The organism is Streptomyces sp. NPDC059679 (assembly GCF_042734105.1).
GTDB lineage: Bacteria > Actinomycetota > Actinomycetes > Streptomycetales > Streptomycetaceae > Streptomyces.
In genome coordinates this window covers 112310-135867 of sequence record NZ_JBHWES010000018.1, presented here as the reverse complement: position 1 = coordinate 135867, position 23558 = coordinate 112310, and the positions used below count along the sequence as shown (strand labels likewise).

20 protein-coding genes are annotated in these 23558 nt (G+C 71.6%); 3 read left to right on the top strand and 17 right to left on the bottom strand.

The genetic code is table 11. The features are described 5' to 3' along the window. Positions 1 to 275 precede the first annotated feature (275 nt). From ACFV2X_RS21060 to ACFV2X_RS21045, 4 genes are all read right to left on the bottom strand, one after another. Positions 276 to 1109, bottom strand: coding sequence for an aldo/keto reductase (locus tag ACFV2X_RS21060; RefSeq protein ID WP_385618449.1), 834 nt, complete (start codon positions 1107 to 1109; stop codon positions 276 to 278). A gap of 182 nt (positions 1110 to 1291) precedes the next feature. After that, positions 1292 to 2005, bottom strand: coding sequence for a hypothetical protein (locus ACFV2X_RS21055; protein ID WP_385618447.1), 714 nt, complete (start codon positions 2003 to 2005; stop codon positions 1292 to 1294). A 20-nt stretch (positions 2006 to 2025) separates the two neighbouring features. After that, complete coding sequence (locus ACFV2X_RS21050) at positions 2026 to 3852, bottom strand: AMP-dependent synthetase/ligase (protein WP_385618445.1); 1827 nt, start codon at positions 3850 to 3852, stop codon at positions 2026 to 2028. 165 nt (positions 3853 to 4017) lie between these two features. Next, positions 4018 to 4875 carry a LysR family transcriptional regulator gene (locus ACFV2X_RS21045; protein ID WP_385618442.1) on the bottom strand — a complete coding sequence of 286 codons (858 nt, stop codon included), beginning with the start codon at positions 4873 to 4875 and terminating at the stop codon, positions 4018 to 4020. Between the two features lie 164 nt (positions 4876 to 5039). On the opposite strand from ACFV2X_RS21045, the gene ACFV2X_RS21040 reads away from it, so the two are divergent. Next, positions 5040 to 6134 carry a bile acid:sodium symporter family protein gene (locus ACFV2X_RS21040; RefSeq protein ID WP_385618440.1) on the top strand — a complete coding sequence of 365 codons (1095 nt, stop codon included), beginning with the start codon at positions 5040 to 5042 and terminating at the stop codon, positions 6132 to 6134. Positions 6135 to 6144: 10 nt separating this feature from the next. On the opposite strand, the gene ACFV2X_RS21035 is transcribed toward ACFV2X_RS21040, so the two are convergent. The 11 genes from ACFV2X_RS21035 to ACFV2X_RS20985 all read right to left on the bottom strand — a co-directional run bounded on the left by ACFV2X_RS21035 (position 6145) and on the right by ACFV2X_RS20985 (position 20137). After that, a complete protein-coding gene (locus ACFV2X_RS21035) occupies positions 6145 to 8100 on the bottom strand; it encodes an exo-alpha-sialidase (protein WP_385618437.1) in 1956 nt (651 codons plus the stop codon). 154 nt (positions 8101 to 8254) lie between these two features. Then, positions 8255 to 8617, bottom strand: a complete 363-nt coding sequence (locus ACFV2X_RS21030) for a MerR family transcriptional regulator (protein ID WP_385618434.1) — start codon at positions 8615 to 8617, stop codon at positions 8255 to 8257. Positions 8618 to 8681: 64 nt separating this feature from the next. Next, positions 8682 to 9887: a serine hydrolase domain-containing protein gene (locus ACFV2X_RS21025; protein WP_385618432.1), complete on the bottom strand. Its 1206-nt coding sequence runs from the start codon at positions 9885 to 9887 to the stop codon at positions 8682 to 8684. Then, the gene (locus ACFV2X_RS21020) at positions 9884 to 11086 is read right to left on the bottom strand and encodes a serine hydrolase domain-containing protein (protein ID WP_385618547.1); all 1203 of its coding nucleotides are present in this window, start codon (positions 11084 to 11086) and stop codon (positions 9884 to 9886) included. The genes ACFV2X_RS21025 and ACFV2X_RS21020 overlap by 4 nt, the downstream gene beginning before the upstream one ends. 203 nt (positions 11087 to 11289) lie before the next feature. Beyond that, complete coding sequence (locus ACFV2X_RS21015; RefSeq protein ID WP_385618429.1) at positions 11290 to 12048, bottom strand: SDR family NAD(P)-dependent oxidoreductase; 759 nt, start codon at positions 12046 to 12048, stop codon at positions 11290 to 11292. Positions 12049 to 12132: 84 nt separating this feature from the next. Then, positions 12133 to 13593 (bottom strand): MFS transporter, encoded by a 1461-nt coding sequence (locus tag ACFV2X_RS21010; RefSeq protein ID WP_385618427.1) that lies wholly within the window; start codon positions 13591 to 13593, stop codon positions 12133 to 12135. A 101-nt stretch (positions 13594 to 13694) separates the two neighbouring features. After that, positions 13695 to 14279, bottom strand: coding sequence for a TetR/AcrR family transcriptional regulator (locus ACFV2X_RS21005; protein ID WP_385618425.1), 585 nt, complete (start codon positions 14277 to 14279; stop codon positions 13695 to 13697). 175 nt (positions 14280 to 14454) lie between these two features. After that, complete coding sequence (fdhD, locus tag ACFV2X_RS21000; RefSeq protein ID WP_385618423.1) at positions 14455 to 15309, bottom strand: formate dehydrogenase accessory sulfurtransferase FdhD; 855 nt, start codon at positions 15307 to 15309, stop codon at positions 14455 to 14457. A gap of 24 nt (positions 15310 to 15333) precedes the next feature. Beyond that, positions 15334 to 16194 (bottom strand): 2Fe-2S iron-sulfur cluster-binding protein, encoded by an 861-nt coding sequence (locus ACFV2X_RS20995; RefSeq protein WP_385618420.1) that lies wholly within the window; start codon positions 16192 to 16194, stop codon positions 15334 to 15336. After that, positions 16191 to 18152 carry an NAD(P)H-dependent oxidoreductase subunit E gene (locus tag ACFV2X_RS20990; protein WP_385618417.1) on the bottom strand — a complete coding sequence of 654 codons (1962 nt, stop codon included), beginning with the start codon at positions 18150 to 18152 and terminating at the stop codon, positions 16191 to 16193. Before ACFV2X_RS20990 ends, ACFV2X_RS20995 begins: the two co-directional genes overlap by 4 nt. Positions 18153 to 18154: 2 nt before the next feature. Then, positions 18155 to 20137, bottom strand: a complete 1983-nt coding sequence (locus tag ACFV2X_RS20985) for a molybdopterin oxidoreductase family protein (RefSeq protein WP_385618544.1) — start codon at positions 20135 to 20137, stop codon at positions 18155 to 18157. Positions 20138 to 20382: 245 nt separating this feature from the next. On the opposite strand from ACFV2X_RS20985, the gene ACFV2X_RS20980 reads away from it, so the two are divergent. Further along, positions 20383 to 20799 carry a hypothetical protein gene (locus ACFV2X_RS20980; protein WP_385618414.1) on the top strand — a complete coding sequence of 139 codons (417 nt, stop codon included), beginning with the start codon at positions 20383 to 20385 and terminating at the stop codon, positions 20797 to 20799. A 198-nt stretch (positions 20800 to 20997) separates the two neighbouring features. Here the strand turns inward: ACFV2X_RS20980 and ACFV2X_RS20975 are convergent, their stop codons facing one another. After that, positions 20998 to 22389, bottom strand: coding sequence for an OFA family MFS transporter (locus ACFV2X_RS20975; RefSeq protein WP_385618411.1), 1392 nt, complete (start codon positions 22387 to 22389; stop codon positions 20998 to 21000). A 179-nt stretch (positions 22390 to 22568) separates the two neighbouring features. Here ACFV2X_RS20975 and ACFV2X_RS20970 point away from each other — a divergent pair, with 179 nt between their 5' ends. After that, positions 22569 to 23246: a GntR family transcriptional regulator gene (locus tag ACFV2X_RS20970; RefSeq protein ID WP_385618409.1), complete on the top strand. Its 678-nt coding sequence runs from the start codon at positions 22569 to 22571 to the stop codon at positions 23244 to 23246. A 32-nt stretch (positions 23247 to 23278) separates the two neighbouring features. Here ACFV2X_RS20970 and ACFV2X_RS20965 read toward each other — a convergent pair whose 3' ends face one another. Next, positions 23279 to 23557, bottom strand: a complete 279-nt coding sequence (locus ACFV2X_RS20965; protein WP_385618406.1) for a ribosomal protein L7/L12 — start codon at positions 23555 to 23557, stop codon at positions 23279 to 23281. Between the last annotated feature and the right edge of the window lies 1 nt (position 23558).

The window sequence follows — 23558 nt, the reverse complement described above, 5'->3', positions numbered from 1 at the left end:
GGCTTGCGCCAACGTAAGCCGCCCCGACACACGCCGCCCACCTGCCGGCTCTCCCCGGTTGCGCCCGGCGGCAACACCCGGCACGACCGCCCGTGGGCCCGCTCCCAAGCCCGTCGCCGGAGGCGGCCCGGCGCCCGGTTGTTGACGGCCTGGGCACGAGGACGCCACCCGAACAGCCGCCGCCAATCCAGCGGTTGCGCGAGCCGGCGGTTACGCGAGTGCCCCCGCCCGGTGGGGAGGGCGGGGGCACTCGGCAGGCCGGGCAGGGCTCGGCATCACACCAGGTTGAAGGTGTCCGGGTCCGGGCCCAGACGGTTGCCGGAGTCCATCGCGTCGATCGTCGCGAGGTCCTGGGCGTCCAGCTCGAAGTCGAACACGTCGATGTTCTCCGCGATGCGGGACGGCGTGACCGACTTGGGGATCACCACATTGCCCAGGTCCAGGTGCCAGCGGAGCACCACCTGGGCCGGGGACTTGCCGTGCTTCCCGGCGATGGCCTTGAGCCGGTCGTCCTCCAGCAGGCCCTTGCCCTGGCCGAGCGGGGACCACGCCTCGGTCACGATGTTGTGCCGGGCGTTGAAGGCGCGCAGCTCCGACTGCTGGAACTGCGGGTGCAGCTCGACCTGGTCGATGACCGGGGCGATCTCGGTCTCCGAGAGCAGGCGCTGGATATGGGCGGGGTGGAAGTTCGAGAGGCCGACGGCCTTGGCGCGGCCCTCGGCGGCGATCTTCTCGAACGCCTTCCACGTGTCCACGTACTTGTCGACCCCCGGCACCGGCCAGTGGATCAGATACAGGTCCACATACTCGAGGCCGAGCTTGGACAGCGAGGCGTCGAAGGCGCGCAGGGCGGAGTCATAGCCCTGCTCGGCGTTCCAGAGCTTGGTGGTCACGAACAGCTCGTCGCGCGGGATGCCCGACGCGGCGATGGCCCTTCCCGTGCCCTCCTCGTTGCCGTAGATCGCGGCGGTGTCGATGCTGCGGTAGCCGGCGTCGAGCGCCGTACGGACCGCGATTGCCGCCTCGTCGTCCGGGACCTGCCAGACGCCGAAACCGAGCTGGGGCATCTGGACGCCGTTGCTGAGGGATATGAAGGGGACCTTGCTCACGAGCGGTCGATCCTTACGTCGAATGCGGGAACGTACAAGGGAACGGTTAAGGGGAGTGTCGTATTCCCGTTCGACCGCTCCGTACGTTGCTTCCCGGCACGCCCCCGCACCACACCCCCGGGCCGTCGGTGATCCGGCCCGCGGCGACCGCTTCGGCCACCGCGGACCAGAACGCGCGGTCCTCACCCCGTGGCGAGCAGCAGCGGCTCGGGGAGCTCCGCCCGGAATCGCCGCCGCATATGCCCTTCGCGCACCGTCGCGCCCACCTCGACGGCGGCATGGCTGACCGTGGCGCGCGGCGCGCGCACCACCATGGCCAGCCGGTAGGTACCGCTGATGCTCGCCGTGGGGGTGCGGCGGATCTCCCAGCCCGGGTCGGACCTGAGCTCGCGCCGCGCCTCCAGACAGACCCGTGCGCCCCGCGCGGCTCGATCCTGCCCGACGAACCCCAGCCGCGGGCCGAGGTGGGCCGGACCGGTGGTCCGGACCGCGCCGCTGAGCTGCAGCGGGAGCATGGACCAGGCCACCGGCTGGAAGGCGGCGCGGCGATTTCCGGCCGGTTCGGCCGAGAGGGTCAGAGCAAGATTGACCGTATGTAGTTGAGGACTGGCTGCTTCTTGTGCGCAGCTGACCGAAAGATGCACCAAGTGGTAGGCCGCGCTGTGTGCCTCATCGGCCTTGTTGGCCTCCGATTCCACAAATGCCTTGAGCTCCGGAACCCGGCCCACGAGTTCCTTCGTCACCGGCACGGACAGCGGCCCGCCCAGCGTGACCTGCCCGGCCAGGGCGGCGGCCGTGGCGGGCCGCCGTGGGACATGGCCCGAAGGCCCGGAGATTTCCTCGGATACCAGTGCCAGCTCGCGCTCGGGAAGTTCGGGGAGAATGATGTCGATCATTTCCGTGCCCCCTTTGCGGCTCAGGATTGGTAGAGCGCCTCGATTTCGACGGCATACGCCTGCTCGATCGCCTTCCGCTTCAATTTCAGCGAAGGCGTCAGGAGACCATGCTCCTCCGAGAACTGAGCTGCAAGTATTCGGAACGTACGAATCGACTCGGCTTGGGAGACCAGTGTGTTGGCCGCGACCACCGCCCGCCGGATCTCCAGCTCCAGCTCCGGCTCGCGGACCAGCTCCTGCGCGGGCAGCTCCGGCCGACCGCGCATCGTCAGCCAGTGTGCGACGGCCTCGGCGTCCAGCGTGATCAGCGCCGCCACATACGGCCGGTCGTTGCCGACCACGATGCACTGGGCGACCAGCGGATGCGCCCTGATCCGCTCCTCCAGGACCACCGGCGACACGCTCTTGCCGCTGGAGGTCACCAGGATCTCCTTCTTCCGCCCGGTGATCGTCAGATAGCCGTCGTCGTCCAGGGTGCCCAGGTCACCGGTGGCCAGCCAGCCGTCCCGCAGCACCGCGTCGGTCGCCTTGGGGTCGCTGAGATAGCCCTCGAAGACCTGATCGCCCGACAGCAGGACCTCGCCGTCGTCCTCGATGTACACGGCGGTGCCCGGCAGCGGAACGCCCACCGTGCCGAAGCGGGTCCGGTCGGGCGGGTTGGCGACGGCCGCCGCGGTGGTCTCGGTGAGCCCGTACCCCTCGAAGATCGTGACGCCCGCGCCCGCGAAGAAGAGCCCGAGGCGGCGCTCCATGGCCGAGCCGCCCGAGAAGGCGTGCCGGACCCGGCCGCCCATCGCCGCCCGCACCTTGCTGTAGACGACCTTGTCGAAGAACTGGTGCTGCATGCGCAGCGAGGCGCCGGGCCCGGGCCCGATGCCAAAGGCCCTGGCCTCCTGCGCCTCCGCGTACCGCACCGCGACGTCCACGGCCTTGTCGAACGGGCCCAGCCGCCCCTCCGCCTCGGCCTTTCTGCGGGCCGCGGCGAAGACCTTCTCGAAGATGTACGGCACGGCCAGGAAGAACGTCGGCCGGAACGACTGCAGATCGGGCAGCAGCGCGGCCGCGGTCAGGTTCGGCTGGTGCGCCAGTTTCACCCGGCCGCGGATCGCGGCGACCTCCACCATCCGCCCGAAGACATGCGCGAGCGGCAGAAACAGCAGCGTCGCGGCCTCGTCGCCGCGCTTGGAGTGGAAGACCTCCTCGTACAGGGCGACCACGGTGTCGCATTCGGCCATCAGATTGGCGTGGGTGATGACACAGCCCTTGGGGCGGCCGGTGGTGCCCGAGGTGTAGACGATGGTCGCGGGGTTCTCGGGCTGCAGCGCCTTGCGGTGGCGGTGCACCACGTCGTCGTCCATCGACGCCCCGGCCGCGGTCAGCTCGTCCACCGCGCCCGCGTCCAGCTGCCACAGCCTGGTCAGCATCGGCAGCCGCCCGACCACCGAGCCGATCGTCATGGCGTGGTCCTCGTGCTCCACGACACAGGCGGAGACGTCCGCGTCATGCAGCATCCAGAAGACCTGCTCGGCGGAGGAGGTGGGATACATCGGCACGCTCTGCGCCCCGATGGACCACAGCGCGAAGTCGAACAGCGTCCACTCGTAGCGGGTACGGGACATGATGGCGACGCGGTCGCCGAAGCGCACGCCCTGGGCCAGCAGCCCCTTGGCGAGGCCCATCACCTGGTCACGGAACTCGCCCGAGGACACATCGAGCCACTCGCCGTCCGCCGTTTTGCGGCCGAGCGCCACCCGGTCCGGATCCGCGTCCGCATGGTCGAACACGGGATCCGCCAGGCCTCCGGTCTGCGGAGGGCTCGTCAGTGGGGGGACGGTGAACTCGCGCAATGACTAGCTCCTTGAAGCGCTCCGCACAGCGCCGTGACCGTATCTGATCTGGGGCTATCAGCCCGTTGTGCGGCTCATGTGTGACGTCTTTCTCCACCGAATCTCTCCCATCAGGGCACAGCTCGGGGCGCGGGTCAATGCATCACGCACGGGTTGGTGCGCTGGTCAGGGCACGGGCCCGGCCAGGATCGCGGCGGCCAGCCGGTCGGCCGCGGCCCGGGCCGCGGAGTCCCGCTGCCGCCTCCCGTGCAGCAGTACGAACTCCACCGGGCCGAGCTCGGGCAGCCCGGCCCGGTCCGGGATGCCCGTCAGGCCGGGCGGGATCAGGCCGCGGGTATGCGCCATGACGCCCAGGCCCGCGCGCGCCGCGGCGACCAGCCCGTTGAGACTGCCGCTCGTGCACACGATCCGCCAGGGCCTGCCGTGCCGCTCCAGCACCTCCAGCGCGCGGGCCCGGGTGAGGCCCGGCGGCGGGAAGACGATCAGCGGCAGGGGGCGGTCGGGGTCAAGACGCAGCCGCTCGGAGCCGATCCACACCAGCTTGTCCCGCCACACCAGCCGGCCCCCCGGCCGCTCCTCGGACCGCTTGGCCAGCACCAGATCCAGCTTCCCCGCCGCCAGCCGCTCGTGCAGCGTGCCCGACAGCTCCACGGTCAGCTCCAGGTCCACCTCGGGGTGGTCGCGGCGGAACCCCTCCAGAATCTCGGGGAGCCGGGACAGTACGAAGTCCTCCGACGCGCCGAAGCGCAGCCGCCCGCGCAGCCGGGTGCCCTGGAACCAGCTCGCCGCCCGCTCGTTCGCCTCCAGGATCGTCCGGGCGAAGCCCAGCATCGCCTCGCCGTCCTCGGTCAGCTCCACCCCGTGGGTGTCGCGGGTGAACAGCGGCCGGCCGACCTCGTCCTCGAGCTTGCGCACATGCTGGCTGACGGTGGACTGGCGCAGACCGAGGCGGTGGCCGGCCTGGGTGAAGCTCAGCGTCTGGGCGACCATGAGGAACGTGCGCAGCTGGGACGGGTCGTACACACCGCAAGTGTAGGCGGGGGTCATCGCGGTTCGCGATGACAGTCAGAGCGGTCAGTGGGATTCCCGATAGCGGTGATCAAGAGCATGGTGGAGAGGGCATCCGTTCGTGCCGCCCGGGACGCGGAGCGAGCCGAGCGAGCCGAGAGAGCTGAGAAAGAGAGCGCATGCACCGCCGTAAGATCACCCTCCCGTCCTGGCTCCCTCTCGACTGGTTCATCCTCGCCCTGATCGGCACCGTCGTCCTCGCCGCGCTGCTTCCCGCCGACGGCCGCGCCGCGACCGTCGCCGACGGGGCGACCACCGTCGCGGTCGCCTTTCTCTTCTTCCTGTACGGCGCGCGTCTTTCCACCCGCGAGGCGCTGGACGGAATGCGCCACTGGCGGCTCCATCTGACCGTGCTGGCCTGCACCTTCGTCATCTTCCCGGTGCTGGGCACGGCAGCCCGCGGCCTGGTGCCGTATGTGCTGACGCATCCGCTCTACACCGGGCTGCTCTTTCTCTGCCTGGTGCCCTCCACCATCCAGTCCTCGATCGCCTTCACCTCGATCGCCCGGGGCAATGTCCCGGCCGCCATCTGCGCGGGCTCCTTCTCCAGTCTGATCGGCATCGTCATCACCCCGCTGCTGGCCGCGCTGCTGCTGGGCAACGGGGGCGGCGGATTCTCGGCGGACTCGATGCTGAAGATCGCCCTGCAGCTGCTGGCGCCGTTCCTCGCCGGGCAGCTGCTGCGCCCCTGGGTCGGCGGCTTCGTCGCCCGCCACCGCAAGGTCCTCGGCTACGCCGATCGCGGCTCGATCCTCCTGGTCGTCTACGCCGCGTTCAGCGAGGGCATGGTCCGCGGCATCTGGCACCAGGTCACGCTGGGACGGCTGGGCGCGCTGCTGGCCGTGGAGGCGGTGCTGCTCGCGGTGATGCTCACGCTCACCTGGCACGGCTCCCGGCGGCTGGGCTTCAACCGCGAGGACCGGATCGCGATTGTCTTCGCCGGGTCGAAGAAGAGCCTGGCGTCCGGGCTGCCCATGGCGAGCGTGCTGTTCGGGGCGCAGGCGAGCCTGGCGGTGCTGCCGCTGATGCTCTTCCACCAGATGCAGCTGATGGTCTGCGCGGTGCTGGCCCGGCGCTTCGCCAGGTCGGCTCCGGAGCCGATGGCCCCGGAGCCGGCCTCCGCGACGGCGAAGCCGCAGGAGGCCCAGCCGCAAGAGAGTCAACCGCAAGAGACTCAGGCGCGGGAGGCGGCTCAGGCGCCGGTCGGCGCCTGAGCCTCAGGGACTAGTCGTCGGCGGGGCGGACGCGGTCCAAGGGAAGCCGTACGAGCTCGGCGCGATCCTTGCCGTGCCCGTCGGCCGGCGTGGCGTTGAACTCGCGGACCTGCCGCAACTCGGTGTCCGACAGCGCACGCGCCCACACCCGTAGCTCGTCCAGATCGCCCGTCAGATGCGAGCGGCTGTCGACGGCCTCGCCGACATGGATGCCGAACGGCGAGGTGCGGGTGACCGGCCCGGGCACATCGGCGGTGGAGAACGCCGTGCCCCCGTCCACGGTCAGGGTCAGTCGGCCCCCGGCGCGGGTCAGCGCCGCGTGGTGCCACTGCCCGTCGTTGTATGCGGAGTCGGTGCTCACCGAGGCGCTGGTGAAGGTGGCGGGGCCGCTGACCGTGGTGATCAGCGCCCGTACCCGGCCGCTGGACGGCTCACCGCGCAGCCACACCTGCGGCTGCTTGTTCCCGATGCCACCCATCCACAGGAACGGCTGCTGGCCCGAGGTTGCGGTGTAGCGGAACCACAGGCTCACCGTGAAGTCGCGGGTGCCCAGCGGCAGCGAGGGCCGGAAGGGGATGTGCACGGCGTCGTCCGTACCGTCGAACGACAGCCCCCGTTCGAACCGCCCCTCTGCCAGGGCCGGGCCGCCGAGCACGGTGGCCGGGCGGGCGTCGGGCGCCCGGTCGGAGGTGGTCGGATCGGGGCCGCGGCGCGGGCCGAGCCAGTCCTCGGTGAAGCGGGCGAAGCGGATCTCGTCGCGGGCGTCGACCGCGCCGCCCTCGTACATCAGCCCCACCTCGTCATGCGAGATGGCGACCATGTCCGAGTAGCCGGACCAGTCGGTGGTCACGACCTTGCCGCGGTCGACGCTGTCCCAGCTGCGGCCCTCGTTCCAGGAGGAGCGGATCATCATGGTGCGGCGCCGGTCGGGGTCGGCGGGTGCGGCGAACAGCAGACGGCTGTAGTCGTCCCGGTCCTCGCTGCGCAGCCGGAGGATCGAGCCCTGCACCTGCGGTGTGTACAGGTCGGGGATGGTGCGGAACGGCCCGGTGAAGCTCTCCCCGCCGTCCTTGCTGACGGCGAAGTCGCGGTGGCCGAGGTCCGTGCCGTCCTGTTCGCGCCCGTTGACGTAGACCGAGCCGTCCTCGCGCTCCACCAGCGTCATCTCGGAGGGCTTCTGGCGGAAGGTGCCGTCCGAGCCGATGGGCCAGCTGTCCACCGCGCCGATGCGCCAGGTGTCGCCGCCGTCGTCGCTGTAGGCCAGCGCCGCGTGGTTGGCGGTGATCCGGGTGCCGTCGTGGGTCTCGGTGTTGACGGTGAAGAGCAGCCGTCCCCGGTGCCGGCCGTGCTGCAGCTGGATGCCGTGCACGGGCCCGGTGGCGTACCAGGAGTTCCACGAGGCGGGCAGCAGCGAATCGCTCAGATCGCGCGGGGTGGACCAGGTCGCGCCGTCGTCGTCGCTGTACTGGAGGTGCGGGGTCCGGTCACAGGGCACATCACAGCTCTGCGCGTCGTCACGCCCGGTGTTGTACGTACTGGCGAGCACGATGCGGCCGGTGCGCTGGTCCACGATGGGCGCCGGGTTGCCGTGGGTGTCGCCCGCGCCCTCGTTGATCACCTGGAGCGGTCCCCAGGTGCGGCCGCCGTCCGTGGAGCGCTTGAGTACCAGGTCGATATCGCCGGCGTCGCCGCAGTTGTCCGTCCGTCCCTCGGCGAAGGCCAGCAGGGTGCCGTCCTTCGACTTCACAATGGCCGGGATCCGGAAGCACGAGTATCCGCTGTCCTGGGAAGACTTGAAGAGGACTTGCTGCTCGAAGTCGGTACGGGCCGCGGAAGCGGACGACTCCGCTTCCGCGGCCCGTACCGGAATCGGGATCAGGGCCAGCGCCGCGGCGGCGAGGAGAGCCGACGCGCGGCGCCGCCATGGTCTGGACCGCTCATGTGTAGCGCGAAGATCTGACGCCATCGTCACCGACCTGCCCTTTCAGCGGCATCTGGACATCACGACATCAAGACATCCCACGTGTGATCGAGTGCTGCCGGAGCAGTGTCCCGTCTCGCCCCCGCGCCGGACAAGGACCCTGCGTCAGATCGTGTGCGGGCCAAGCGGGTTGGGCCGCTCAGCCCGCAGTTGCCAGACCGGCCGTGATCACCGTGTCAAGCAGCGAACGCGAGGTCTCCAGCTCCTCGATGGCCGACGTCATCCGCGCCCGCTCGTCCTGCAGCTGTGCGATCAGCTCGGTGCAGGTGGGCACCAGGCCCTCGCCGTCGTCCCGCAGACACGGCAGGATCTGCGAGATCGTCGCGGTCGACAGCCCGGCGGCGAGCAGCGAGCGGATGCGGTGGACCACGGTCACATCGGCCTCGCCGTAGACGCGGTAGCCGCTGGGCAGGCGCTCCGGCTGGAGCAGGCCCTGCTGCTCGTAGTAGCGCAGCAGCCGCTCGTTCACCCCGGTGCGCCGGGCCAGTTCACCGATGCGCATGCCATGTCCCCTCGTCGCACCGCCGCCGGACGTCGCCCAGCAGGCTTCTCATGGATGTCAGAGTTTACCCGGCGCGCCCGCACAGAGCGTGATCTATCAGCCCCTTCACCGCCCGGTCGGCCTGTTCCTGCCGCCCCGTTCGGGACTCGTCGAAGCTGTTGGTCGACACCGTCACCGCTCGGCGGCCGTCGGTGGTGACGCCGTTCTCGCTGGAGTAGCCGAGGGCGTTGCCGCCGTGGTGCCAGTAGAAGCCGCCGCAGCTCAGCGGGGTCGTCTCCAGGCCGAGACCGGCGCGGCGCCCCGGCTCGTCGGGTATCGGGACGGTCCGCCGCATCTCGGTGAGCTCGGCGGGGCGCAGCAGCCGCCCGGTGAGGAGCGCGCCGAAGAAGCGGTTGACGTCCATCGGGGTGGTGACCAGATCGCCGGACGCGTCGGCCGCCGTGGAGTTGAAGACCGTGGTGTCGACGCGGCGCCCGTCCTCCGCGTAGGTGTGGTACCCGTGTGCGTACGGCGCGGGCAGATACGGGTGGTCGCCCGGCAGGGACGTCCCGGTCAGCCCCAGCGGGCGGATGACCCGGTCGCGGACCTCCGAGCGCCAGGGGTGTCCGGTGACCCTCTCGATGATCATTCCTATGACGACATAGTTGGTGTTGGAGTAGCGGTATGCCGCCCCGGGCTCGGAATTCGGGGGATGGCCCACCGCGGCGGCCACCAGCTCCCCGGCGGTGTAGTGGCGGAAGCGGTTCTCGTAGTAGCCCCGGGCGGAGTAGCCCGCGGGGAACACTTCGGGGATGCTCGTATAGCCGCGCAGCCCACTGGTGTGCTGGAGCAGCTGCCGGACCGTGATGCGGCGGCCGTCGTTGCCGTGGCCGCTGACGACGCCGGGCAGCCACTTGTCGACCGTGTCGTCCAGCGCCAGCCGCCCCTCGCCGACCAGTTGGAGCGCGACGGTGGCGACAAAGGTCTTCACCGTGCTGCCCGCGCGGTAGTGGGCGTCGGTGCGCATGGGGGCGCCGGTGCGCAGCTCGGCCTCTCCCGCCCGGGCCGTGGCGGTGCCGGACGGGGTGTCCAGTACGGCCGCCACCCCGATCGCCCCGGCCTGGTGGACCGCCGCCGTGTCGCGCCGTAACACCTCCGCGCTGCCCCTTTCCGCGGAGCCGCCCCTCCCCGGGGAGCTGCCCTTCCCCGGCGCGGGGGCCGACGCCACCAGAGCGGCGACGGCTGCCAGGGCGGCCAGGGACGCGGCCACACGCCGCCTCACCGCGCTCACCGGCGCACCACCTCACCGCACATCACCCGGTCCAGAAGCGCCTGTACGGCCTTCTCGGCCCTGAGCAACCGCTCGTCGTCCGAGGTGGTCCCGCTGGCGCTGATCACCACCGAGCGCCGTCCGTCCGCGCTGAACGCCGTCCTCACCGTGCCGCCTTCGAGGTCGCCGCCGTGGCCCCAGCGGTACCCGCCGCAGGTCAGCGGCTGCCGCATCAGCCCGAGCCCGTACCGCAGTCCGGGGAACGCCATCTCGAAGTCGGGGCCCACGGGGACCGTACGACGCATCTCGGCGAGCTGCGCGGCGGGCAGGAGGCGACCGCCGAACAGGGCCGTGAAGAACCGGTCCAGGTCCCGCTGGCTGGTCACCAGCGACCCGGCGGCATCGGCCCACGAGATATTCCGAACCGTGGTGTCGGTCCACCGGTCGGAGCCGGGGAAGCGGTGGTAGTTATGGGCGTACGGCTGCTTCAGATACGGGTCGTCGCCGGGCTCGTAGGTGTCCTCCAGCCCCAGCGGCCGGACGATGCGGTCGCGCACCTCATCGGCCCAGGGCCGCCCGGTGGCCTTCTTGATGATCAGGCCGGCGAGCATGTAGTTGGGGTTCGAGTAGTTCCACTTCGGTTCCGGGTCGTCCGGGTCGGCGGGCGGGAAGTCGGGGCTGTGCCGCATCGCCCCGGCGATGCTCTGCTCCGGATCGAAGTGGTAGAGCTTCGTCCGCTCGAAGTCCTCTGCCGTGTCCCCCAGGTCTTCCTCCAGGCCGTAGTTGTAGATGCCGCTGGTGTGCTGGAGCAGATTCCGGATGGTGATGCGGCTGCCGTCGTTGCCATGGCCCGACACCAGGCCCGGCAGCCAGCTGTCGACGGTGTCGTCCAGCGACAGCCGTCCCTCTGCGGCCAGTTGCAGCACGACCGTGGCCGCGAAGGTCTTGGTGACGCTGGCGGCCCGGAAGTTCGCACCGTACGGAACCGGGCGGCCGGTGTGCAGCTCGGCCTCGCCGGCGCGGGCCAGGATCCGACGCCGGCCGTCGCGCACCTCCACGGACATGCCGATGTACCCGGCCTCCCGGAGGGTCCTGACCACTTCGTCACGCAACGCGTCCTGGCCGGGCGAGGTGGCGGGCGGTGCATAGGGGGACGCCGCGGCCGGCACCGCCGCGACGCCGCCGGCCGCGACCACGGCGAGCGCCGCGGCCGCGGCCATGCCCCTCAACCGGAGCTTCTTCGAGCGGAGTTGCCCCCCTCGGAGCTTGCGGGCGGACGTCGGGACGGAGAGTGTCATGGCGGTTTCCTTCATGCTCACCACCCTCCCGGAGGCGGTGGTGCCGGGACCATCACACCAGCCCTAGTCCCGAGGTCACGCCAGCCCTACTCCTCGGGTATGGCCAGCCCTACCCCGACGGGCCGTCAGGCCGAGGACCCGCTGTCGATGACCAGGTCCGTGCCGACCACCGCGCCGGCCGCGGGCGAGGCGAGGTAGAGCACCGCGGCCGCGACCTCCTCGGTCTCCGCGAGCCGGCCCAGCGGGGTGTCCCGCTTCATCCGCTCGGCCCGCTCGGCCTCCGTCTCGCCGGGCCGCAGCGACATCGAGGTGGCGGCGGCCCCCGGGCTGACCGCGTTGATGCGGATGCCCTGGTGGATGTGGTCGAGGGCGGCGGCGCGGGTGAGCGCGGACACCGCCGCCTTCGAGGTGAGGTACGCGGCGAGGTTGGGGATCCGGAGGTGTGCGCCCAGGTTGGAGGAGATGTTGACGATGGCGCCGCCGCCGTGGTCCTTCATGTGCGCGATCTCGTGCTTCATGGCCAGCCAGACGCCGGTGACATTGGTCCGCTGCACCGCGTCCCAGTCCTCCTCGCTCACCTCGCCCATGGGCCCCACACCGCGCAGGATCCCGGCGTTGTTCACCGCGATGTCCAGCCCGCCGAACCGGGTGACGGTCTCCTGGACGAGCGCGTGGAGCTGCCCGGAGTCGGTCACATCGGCCACGGCCGCGGCGGCCTTCCCGCCGGCGGCCTCGATCAGCCCGACGGTCTCGTCCAGCGTGGCCGCGGTGCGCCCCGCGGCGACCACGGACGCGCCTTCGGCGGCGAAGGCGAGCGCGATCGCGCGGCCGAGGCCGGAGCCCGCGCCGGTGACGAGCGCGGTCTTGCCGGGGAAGCGGTTCATGGGCGTCTCCTTGAGAGAGATGAGTGATAGGTGATGGGTGGTTCAGGAGGCCGTAGGTGGTTCGGGAAGCGGTCGGCCGGTGGCTCAGGACGGCCGTGGTCCGCTGCGCCGGCTCAGCGCGGTGAGGGCGGCGAGCGCCGCCAGCGCGGCCCCCGTCGCGGCCAGGGACGAGGCGTCGCCGCCGAGCGTGAGCAGCACGGCGAACAGGACGGTCGGGCCGAACTCCATCGCCGTGTTCATCACGCCGCCCGCGAGCCCGGCCTGCCCCGGCGGCACACCGTCGGTGGCCAGCACCGCGGCGCCCGCGAAGGAGGCCGCCGTACCGAGCGGCAGCAGCACAAGGCCCGGCAGCAGCCCGTACGCGTACGGCGTGCCCGCGTCGAGCCCGCCGAGCGCGAGCAGCACGAGCCCCGCGCCGCCCACGCCGAGCCCGGCGGCGGTCACGGCCCGGGCCCCGTAGCGCCCGATGAGCGGCCCCGCCGCCCGCCCCGAGACGAGCAGCGCGACGGCGAACGGCACGAAGGCGGCCGAGGTGCGCAGCGCCGACCAGCCGCGGTCCTGCTGGAGGTGGAGCGAGAGGATCACAAAGGTCAGCGCGGTCCCGCAGGCGGTCAGCGCGATCGCCGAGAGCGCGAGCACCCGCCGCCGGTCGAGCAGAAAGCGGGGCGGCAGCAGCGGGTCGCGGGCGCGGCGCTCGACGCCCCAGAACGCGGCGAGCAGCACGGCCCCCGAGAGCAGCGGCACCAGCACGCCGGGCGATGCCCAGGGGTGGGCGTCGGTGACCACGAGCCCGTAACTGGCCAGGGTGATGCCGCAGGTGGCGAGGAAGGCGCCCGGGAGGTCGAGCGCCCTGCCCCCGCTCGGCGACCTGCCTCCGCTCGGCGTGGTGTCCCCGCTCGGCGTGGTGTCCGGCAGCAGCCGCGGCGCGAAGGCGAGGGCCGCGCCGGCCACCAGGAGCGGTACGGCGAAGTTCCAGCGCCAGGACAGCAGGGTCGAGATGACGCCGGAGAGCAGATTGCCCGCCGTCGCGCCGAGCACCGAAAGACCGCCCCAGGTCGCCATCGCCCTGCCGTGCGCGGCGGGGGAGGGGAAGACGGCGCGCAGCACGGCCATGGCGGCGGGAGCGCTCAGCGCCGCCCCCGCGCCCTGCGCGAAGCGCGCCGCGAGCAGGGCCTCGAAGCCAGGGGCGAGCGGGGCGGCGGCCGAGGCGGCGGCGAGGAGCGCGAGCCCGGCGGTGAGCGTGCGGCGCCCGCCGTAGCGGTCGGCCAGCCGCCCGCCGAAGAGCAGCAGCCCGGCGAAGGTGAGCCCATAGGCGGCGCTCAACAGGATCAAGTCCGAGCGCTGGAGGCCGAATTCGCGCCCGATGCGGGGGAGCGGTACGGAGATCGCGGCGAGCGTGAAGATCAGCGTGGCCTGGACGCTGCCGAGCAGGACGAAGGCGCCGCGCTGCCTCGACTGCTGGACCTGCCGGGCTTGCCGAACGGCGGCGGCCGTGGTGCTCGCGGCGTTCGTGGTACTCGGCTCGTCGCCGTCTACGGCGGTCATGGCTCCCCCGATTTCCTGACCAAATTCTTGACCGAACGGTTCGTTATAAGGGCGTGCGAAGGAGCCGCCCGATCGGCTCCGGTGTGTGTATGAGGTGTGGCTCAGTCCAGCATGGCCAGCGCCTGCTCGGCCGCGTCCCGGACCCTGGCCGGGTCCTGTGAGGCCTTGCCGACCACCCGCAGCCCCTGCATCAGTACGAACAGCATGCGGGCCAGTGCCCGCGGATCGCGGTCCTCGGGCAGTTCGCCCTGGGTCTGGGCGCGGAGCAGCGCGGCGTACAGCGGGGTCTCGACGTGTTCCCAGCTGATCTCGACCCGCCGGGCCACCACGGGGTCGTGCGGGGCCAGTTCCGCCGCGCTGTTGGTGATGAAGCAGCCGTGGCGGCGCTCGTCGGGGGAGGCGGCCTCGGCGGCGAAGCGGCGCACCAGCTCCCGCACCGCGGGCAGTGCGGGGCCCGGCTGGGACAGGTCGCCCACCAGGCGCGGGTCGCGCGTCTCGGCGTACCGGTCCAGGGCCTTCAGGTACAGCTCGTGCTTGTTGCCGAAGGTCGCGTAGATGCTGGCGCGGCCGATGCCGAGGTGTTCGACGAGGTCGGCCATCGAGGTGGCCTCGTAGCCGCGCCGCCAGAACAGCTCAAGCGCCGACTGGAGTGCCGCGTCGGGGTCGAATTCCTTGGTCCTGGCCATGGCGCAGACTCTAGACTCAATTAGAACGATCAGTCAATAAAAGGCTGTCCCGGCCAGAGGGCCAGGAGTCAGAGGGCCAGGAGTCAGAGGGCCAGAGGTTGGGAGAAGGGCCGGCCGGCGCAGGGGGCGCTCCTCACCGGCCGGTCCGTCATCCCGTGCAGCGGGCAGACCGGTGTCAGGTCCTGCCGGCCGCTGTCCGCAGGGCAAGCCGGTGCTCGCCCGCGTACACGTTCATGGAGGCGCCGCGCAGAAAGCCGACCAGCGTCAGCCCGGTCTCGGCGGCCAGGTCCACGGCCAGCGACGAGGGCGCCGAGACGGCCGCGAGGACCGGGATCCCCGCCATGACCGCCTTCTGCGCGAGCTCGAACGAGGCCCGGCCGGAGACCAGCAGCACGGCCCCGGACAGCGGCAGCAGCCCCTGCTGCAGCGCCCGTCCGACCAGCTTGTCCACCGCGTTGTGCCGGCCCACGTCCTCACGTACGTCCAGCAGCTCGCCCTCCGGCGTGAACAGCGCCGCCGCGTGCAGCCCCCCGGTCCGGTCGAAGACGCGCTGCGCGGCGCGGAGCCGGTCGGGGAGGGAGGCCAGCGTCTCCGGCTCGATCCGCACCGGGGCGTTCTCGTCGTCGCCCACCGGCCAGCGCGCCGTGGTGCGCACCGCGTCCAGGCTGGCCTTGCCGCACAGCCCGCACGACGAGGTCGTGTAGACGTTGCGCTCCAGGGTGATGTCGGGGACGGGGACGCCGGGCGCCAGCTTCACGTCCACCACGTTGTACGTGTTCGAGCCGTCCTCGGTGGCCCCCGCGCAGTAGACGATGTTCGCCAGCTCGTCCGCCCGCCCCAGGACCCCCTCGCTCACCAGGAAACCGGCGGCGAGCGCGAAGTCGTCGCCCGGCGTCCGCATGGTGATCGCCAGCGGTTTGCCGCCCAGCCGGATCTCCAGGGGCTCCTCGGCGACGAGGGTGTCCGGGCGCGTGCTCACGGCGCCGTCCCGGATGCGGATGACGCGGCGGCGCTCGGTGACCCGTCCCATATTCGATCAGTCCCGTCAGTCCCGTCAGTCCCGGTTCTGTACGTGCTGGTAGCCGAAGCGACCCTTGATACAGAGATTGCCGTGGGTCACCGGATTGTCGTGTGGCGAGGTGACCTTCACGATCTCATTGTCCTGCACGTGGAGTGTGAGGTTGCAGCCGACGCCGCAGTAGGCGCATACGGTCGTGGTCTCGGTCTGCGCCGACTCGTCCCAGGTCCCGGCCGCCCGCATGTCGAATTCCGACCTGAAGCTGAGCGCGCCGGTCGGGCACACCTCGATGCAGTTGCCGCAGTAGACACAGGCGGAGTCGGTCAGCGGGGCGTCGTGCTCGGCGGAGATACGGGCGTCGAAACCGCGGCCCGCGACCGCGATGGCGAAGGTGTTCTGCCACTGCTCACCACACGCGTCCACGCACTTGTAGCAGAGGATGCACTTGTCGTAGTCGCGGACATAGAGGTCGTTGTCGACCTTCGGCTGCTCGTCCATCCGGGCGGCGTCGGGTCCGAAGCGGCCCGGCTCGGCCCCGTACTCCTCGATCCACTCGGCGGCGCGCGGCGTCGTCGACAGATCGGTCGAGGAGGCCAGCAGCTCCAGGACCACCTTGCGGCCGTGCCGGGCCCGGTCGGTGTCCGTACGCACCTCCATGCCCGGCTCCACACGGCGCGAGCAGGCCGGGGCGAGGGTCCGCGCGCCCTCGACCTCCACCACACACACCCGGCAGGCGTTCTTGGGGGTGAGCGTGTCGCCCTGGCACAGCGTCGGGATGTCCTTGCCCGAGGCGCGGCACGCGTCCAGGAGCGTGGACCCCTCGGGGGCGCGCACCGGCTCCCCGTCGAGCGTGAAGTCGACCAGGCGGCGCGGCGGCTGAAGCGGGACGGCGGTCATACGGAGGCTCCCTTCCCGGCGGACGGTCGAGGGGGTTCGAAGACGCCGAGCCGGTCGATGGCGGATTCGACGGCGTTCCAGGCGGTCTGGCCCAGACCGCAGATCGAGGCGTCCCGCATCGCCTGCCCGACCTCGCGCAGCAGCGCGATATCGCCGGCCGCGGCCGCCCCCGTACGGTCCTTGATCCGGTGCAGCGCCTCCTCCTGCCGCACCGTGCCCACCCGGCAGGGCACGCACTGCCCGCAGGACTCGTCGCGGAAGAACTCCGCGATGCGCAGCAGGATGTGCGGCAGCTCCACGCTCTCGTCCAGGACCAGCACCACCCCCGAGCCCAGCGTGGTGCCCGCGGCCCGGGTGCCCTCGAAGGTGAGCGGTACGTCCAGCTCATCGGGGCGTACGAAGCCGCCGGCCGCGCCGCCGAGCAGCACCGTGCGCAGGGCGGGCGGCGGCCCGGCGAGGTCCAGCAGCTCGCGGAGCGTGGCGCCGAACGGCAGCTCGTAGACCCCGGGGCGGTCCACGGCGCCGGAGACACAGAAAAGTTTGGTGCCGGTGGAGGTTTCGGTGCCGACGCGCGCATAAGCCGCGGCGCCCTCGGTCAGGATCGGCAGGACGTTGACCAGCGTCTCGACGTTGTTGACCGCGGTCGGCTTGGAGAACAGGCCCTTCTCGACGGGGAACGGCGGTTTGCTGCGCGGCTCGCCGCGCCGCCCCTCGATCGAGTTGAAGATCGCGGTCTCCTCGCCGCAGATGTACGCCCCCGCGCCGCGCCGGATCTCGATGTCGAACGCGAAGCCCTGGCCCAGCACATCCGGGCCGAGCAGACCGCGGGCGCGCGCCTGGCCGATGGCGTGCTCGAGGCGGGCGAGGGCGCGCGGGTACTCGCCGCGGAGGTAGAGATAGCCGTGGTGGGCGCCGATCGCGTATCCGGCGATGGTCATGGCCTCGATGAGCGCGTACGGGTCGCCCTCCATCAGCACCCGGTCCTTGAACGTCCCCGGCTCGCTTTCGTCCGCGTTGCACACCAGGTAGTGCGGGTGGTCGGGCTGCCGGGCGGTGGCATCCCACTTACGCCCGGTCGGGAACGCGGCCCCGCCCCGTCCCACCAGACCCGCGTCGCTCACCTCGCGGATCACCCCGGCGGGGCCGAGCGCGAAGGCCCGGCGCAGGGCGGCGTAGCCGCCGTGGGCGCGGTAGTCGTCCAGGCTCGCCGGGTCCACGACCCCCACCCTGCGCAGCAGCCGCAGCCCCTGGGCCCCGCTCCCGGTTCCGGCCGCGGCCTGTGGCACGGCGGCCACGGCGGGCGGCTCGGCCGGTGCGTCCGCCACCGCGCGGGCGGCCTCGACGACGGTGGCGGGGGTGGCGGGGGCGATGACGGCGGTTGCCGAGGCGACCCCCGCGGCGGCGGGCCCGGAGGCGGTCGTTGGTGCTGCTGTGGCCCCGGCGGCGGCCGTGGGTACGCCCGCGCGGATGGCCAGCGCCGCCGGGGCGCGCTCGCACAGGCCCAGGCACGGGCTCGGCTGCCAGACCACACCGCCCTCCCGGGCCGACCCCGCCGCCCCCAGCTCGCGCCCGAGACCCGCGCGCACCTCCGCCGACCCGCGGGCCGCGCAGGCCAGGTCCGTACAGACGTGGACGACGGTGGCCGGGCGGGGGCGGACCGAGAACATCGCGTAGAAGGTCGCCACGCCATAGCCCTCGGCGGGCGGCACGGTCAGCCGGCGGCACAGATAGTCCAGCGCGCCCTCGCTGATCCAGCCCACGCGGTCGTTGATCGCGTGCAGCCCCGGCAGCAGCAGGTCCCGCCGCTCGCGCGCCGCCCGCCCGCCGCGCGCCCAGCGCAGATCGGTGTCCGTACGGTCGTCGGCGCCCTCCCAGGCGGACTCGGGCGGGCCGAGCAGCGCGTCGACGGCGGCCCGCTCCTCGTCCGTCGGCTTGCTGTCGCCGAAGCGCAGATCCACGTTCAGCTCCTCACATCGGCGGGCACGGGAAGCTTTTCGATCCGGATGGCCGACGCCTTGAACTCGGCCGTCCCGGCGATCGGGCAGTTCGCCTCGATGGTCAGCGCGTTGGTGTCGACTTCGTCGGGGAAGTGCATGGTCATGAAGGCGAGCCCCGGCCGCAGCCCCGGGTCGATCCACACCGGCGCCATCACCGCGCCGCGCCGCGACGCCACGCGCACCTCTTCCCCGGCCGCCACCCCGTAGCGGTCCGCGTCCTCCGGGCACAGCTCGATGTACTCGCCGCGCCGCAGCGGGGAGGCGAAACTGCCGCTCTGCACCCCGGTGTTGTACGAGTCGAGGCGCCGCCCCGTGGTGAGCCGGATGGGGTAGCGCTCATCGGTCAGATCGACCGGCGGGTCGTGTTTGACCGGCCCGAAGGGGGCGCGCGGTCCGCGCCGCGCCGGGTCCGCCGCCCACAGCCGCCCGTGCAGATAGCTGGGCTCCAGCCGCTCGGTGCTGGGGCAGGGCCACTGGATGCCGTGGTGTTCCTCGAGCCGTTCGTACGTCATCCCGAAGTGGTCGGGGGAGACGGAGCGCAGCTCGTTCCACACCTCCTCGGCACCCGTGAACTTCCAGTCGCGGCCGAGCCGTCGGGCCAGCTCGCAGATGATGTCGATGTCCTCACGGGCCTCGCCCGGCGGTTCCACGGCCTTGCGCACCCGCTGCACCCGCCGTTCGCTGTTGGTGGTCGTGCCGTCCGTCTCGCACCAGGCGGCGGTGGCGGGCAGCACGACATCGGCCAGTTCGGCGGTCTTGGTCAGGAAGATGTCCTGGACCACCAGATGGTCCAGGGCGCGCAGCCGCCGGATGGCCTGCTCGCTGTCGGCCTCGGACTGGGCCGGGTTCTCGCCGACGCAGTAGACCGCGCGCAGCCGGCCCTCTTCCATCGCCTCGAACATCTCGGTGAGGTTGAGCCCGTAGCGCGGCTGGATGACCACGTCCCACGCCGCCTCGAACTTCCCCCGGCTTGCCGGGTCCAGGATGTCCTGGAAGCCGGGCAGCCGGTTGGGGATGGCGCCCATGTCGCCACCGCCCTGCACGTTGTTCTGCCCGCGCAGCGGCTGCAGCCCGGAGCCGTGGCGGCCGACGTGGCCGGTCAGCAGGGACAGATTGATCAGCGCCCGGACGTTGTCCGTGCCGTTGTGGTGTTCGGTGATGCCCAGTGTCCAGCACAGCTGGGCGCGTTCGGCGGTGGCATAGGCGTGTGCGAGGTCGCGGATCGCGGCCGCCGGCACCCCGGTGACCTTCTCGGCGACGGACGGGGTCCAGGGCTCGACCTCGGCCGCGTACTCCGTGAAGCCGCTGGTCGCCCGGTCGATGAAGGCGCGGTTGGCGAGCCCGGAGTGGATGATCTCGCGGCCGACGGCGTGGGCGAGCGGAATGTCGGTGCCGACGTTGAGCCCGAGCCAGCTCTCCGCCCATTCGGCGGTGGAGGTGCGGCGCGGATCGACGGCGTACATCCGGGCTCCGTTGTGGATGCCCTTGAGCACGTGCTGGAAGAAGATGGGGTGCGCGAAGCGGGCGTTGGAGCCCCACATCACGATCAGATCGGTGTCCTCGACCTCGGCGTACGAGGAGGTGCCGCCCCCGGAGCCGAAGACCGCCGACAGGCCCGCGACGCTGGGCGCGTGGCAGGTGCGGTTGCACGAGTCCACGTTGTTGGTGCCCATGACCACGCGCGCGAACTTCTGGGCCACGTAGTTCATTTCGTTGGTGGCGCGGGCGCAGGAGAACATCCCGAACGCGTCGGGCCCGTACGCCCCGGTGGCGGCGGCGAACCCGGCGGCGGCCCGGTCCAGCGCCTCCTCCCAGGTGGCGCGGCGCAGTTCGCCGCTCGCCGGGTCCCGTACGAGGGGGTGGGTGAGGCGGGGGTAGCGCCTGGGCTGTCGGTTGCGGTTACGGGCCACGACGGGCTCCTTATGACGGCATGACGGCTCATACATCGTCGGCAACGCGAGCATGTCGACAGGATATTGAATACAGTATGCCTGCTGGGGTTGTTAGGGAAGGGTTCCACGGCGTCCTTGCAGCGCATCCGCGGCGTACGCGCATTACCCCTGACGTAATCGACCGTCCGAAACCCGCCGGGCAGAGTGGCTTCCACCAGGCCACGGACCGGCGCACTCCGGCCCGGGACCCTGGCAGACCATTCCCACGGGACCCCGACGCCCACGGAGGCCGATCCGTCATGTCCGCTGTTCAGCTCGCCGCCCTGGCCCGCACCTCCGAGCCGCAGACCATGCTGCGCCGCTTCCTCGCCCTCGACGCCGTCGTCACCACCGGCAACGGGCTCGCCTACCTCGCCGCCTCCGGGCCGCTCGGCAGATTTCTCGGCATGAGCCAGGGGCTGCTGCTGGGACTCGGCGCCTTCCTCACGCTCTTCGGCGCGGGCGTCGGAATCCTCGCCACGCGCAAGAGCCCGCCGGTGCTGCAGGTCCGCGCCGTCATCGAGTCGAACGTGGCCTGGGCCGTGGTCAGCCTGATCGCGCTCGCCACCTGGCTGGCGCCGACGACGGCGGGCGCGGTGTGGATCCCGCTGCAGGCCGTCACGGTCGGCGGCTTCGCGGCCCTGCAGTACGCGGCGCTGCGCGCGACGCGGACCTGACTCGGGCCCGGCGGCGTGACGAAGAGGCCCCGGCCCGCTCTGATCGGGCGGCTGGGGCCTCTGTCCATGGATTCGCCTGGATCCGCCCGGCTCAGCCGGTGAAGAGCTGGGTGGCCTTGCGTACGAGCTCGTAGACCCCGTAGCCGAACGGGAGGACCACCCAGGCCCAGACGGCCACGGTCAGCGCCGTGCGGTTCCTCATCGGTCCGTTCCCTTCTCGGCGGGCTTCTCGGCGGCTTGCTCAGTCGGCTCTGCGGCGGGCTCGTGGAAGCGCGGATTGACCGGCCGGATCAGCTCGTTGGCCACGAAGCCGATGACGAGCAGGCCGATCATGATCGACATGGAGAGCGAGTAGAGACCGGGGCCGGTGTGTCCGGCCTCCTTCTGGTGGTCGGCGACCTTGTTGACGATGAACGGGCCGAGGACCCCGGCCAGCGACCAGGCCGTCAGCAGCCGCCCGTGGATCGCGCCCACCTGGTAGGTGCCGAACAGGTCCTTCAGATACGCCGGTACGGTCGCGAACCCGCCGCCGTAGAAGGACAGGATCACCAGCGCGCAGACCACGAACAGCGGCTTGGAGGAGTCCCCGAGCTGCGCGAGCGCCAGATACATCAGCGCGCCCACGCCCAGGTAGATCCGGTACATGTTCTTGCGGCCGAGCAGGTCGGAGGTCGACGACCACAGCAGCCGCCCCGTCATGTTCGCGGCCGACAGCAGCGCCACGAAGCCCGCGGCGGCGGAGGTGGTGACGGAGGCCGAGGTGTCCGCGAAGTAGTCCGTGATCATCGGCGCGGCCTTCTCCAGGATGCCGATGCCGGCCGTGACGTTCATGCACAGCACGACCCACAGGCACCAGAACTGCGGGGTGCGGATGGCGTTGCGGGCGGAGACGTGGGCGGTGCTGACCAGGCGGCCGGGTGCGCTCGGCGGCTCCCAGCCGGCCGGCCGCCAGCCGTCCGGCGGCACCCGCACCAGCAGTACGCCGAGCGCCATGAAGGCCCCGTAGGTGAGTCCGTGCACCAGGAAGGTGGCCGCGATACCGGAACTGTCCTCGCCGAACGCGTCCAGCAACCGGGTCGACCAGGGCGAGGCGATGAGCGCGCCGCCGCCGAAGCCCATGATGGCGATGCCGGTGGCCATCCCTGGTCGGTCGGGGAACCACTTCATCAGTGTGGAGACCGGCGAGATGTATCCGATGCCGAGGCCGATGCCGCCGATGAAGCCGTAGCCGAGCACCACCAGCCAGTACTGGCGGGTGGCGGCGCCCAGCGCGGCGACGAGGAAGCCGGAGGAGAAGCAGACCAGCGATACGAACATCGCCCAGCGCGGGCCGTTGCGCTCGACCAGCGTGCCGCCGAAGGCCGCGGAGAGGCCCAGCATCACGATGCCCAGCTGGAAGGGGAGCGCGCTCGCCGTTCCCGACAGGTCGAGCGAGGACTCCAGCGGAGGCTTGAACACGCTCCAGGCGTACGCCTGGCCGATGGCGAGGTGGACGGACAGCGCGGCGGGCGGAACCAGCCAGCGGCTCCAGCCCGGCGGTGCGAGGGTGCGGGAGCGGTCGAGGAAGGCGAGGCGGGGAGTGGAGGGCATGGCCGCGACTTTAAGTAATTCGGCCACCTCCTGACCAGATGTCAGAGGGCAGGTGCGTGGACAGTATGGGTAAACTGTAGACAATAACCAATCGGGGGAGCCTGTCCGCCGAGGGAGCCACAGAGCCACAGAGTCACCAAGGCCGCAGAGCCCGAGACGACGAATCCGAAAGGGGTCCGATGCTGTCCAGAGGACTTCCGCAGGGCGCGGTGCCGAAGCTGGAGCGACCGGGGCCGCTCCGCGAGCGCGTCTACGAGGCGCTGCTCGAGCTGATCACCACCCGCGCCCTGCGCCCCGGCCAGCACCTGGTCGAGAGCGAGCTCGCCGGCCACCTCGGAGTCTCCCGCCAGCCGGTGCGCGAGGCGCTGCAGCGGCTGAACACGGAGGGATGGGTGGATCTGCGCCCCGCCCAGGGCGCGTTCGTCCACGAGCCCACCGAGGAGGAGGCCGACCAACTCCTCACGGTCCGCACCCTCCTGGAGGCCGAGGCCGCCCGTCTGGCCGCCGCGCACGCCGGGCCGTCCGGGGTCGAGGCGCTGGAGGAGCTGTGCGTCAAGGGCGAGCGTGCGGTGCTCGCCGACGACGTGGACGGCGCGGTCGCGGCGAACGCGGAGTTCCACGCCAAGGTGATGGAGCTCGCGGGAAACGCGGTCCTGGCCGAGCTGGCCGCCCAGGTGGACCGCCGGGTCCGCTGGTACTACACCCCGGTTGCCCGCCAGCGCGGCAAGCAGTCCTGGATCGAACACCGCGAGCTGATCGCGGCCATCTCCGCCCAGGACGAGCGCCGCGCCACGGACGTCATGCGCGCCCACACCGAGCACACCCGGCGTACGTACCACGAGCGCGAGCGCGGCTGACGAGCTGACGGTTGACGGGTCGCGGAGGCGCGTCACCCCATGCGTTCGACCGCCTCCTTGGCCTCCTTCAGATCCGCCCCGGTGATCTCCCGGTAGGCCTTGATGGCGTGCATCTTCTTCCCCTCCACGAGGAGGGCCCGCACCGGCGCCAGCTCCGGCTGGGGTTCCTCGAGGCCCAGGTGCTCAAGTATCAGATCGACCTTGCGGGTCAACTGCGCGGTCCTGCGGTTCAGCTTGTCGATCTTGCGCTCGACGGCCGACCCCAACACCGCGATGACCATAATGACCAGGGCTACTGCTGTCAGTGTCATG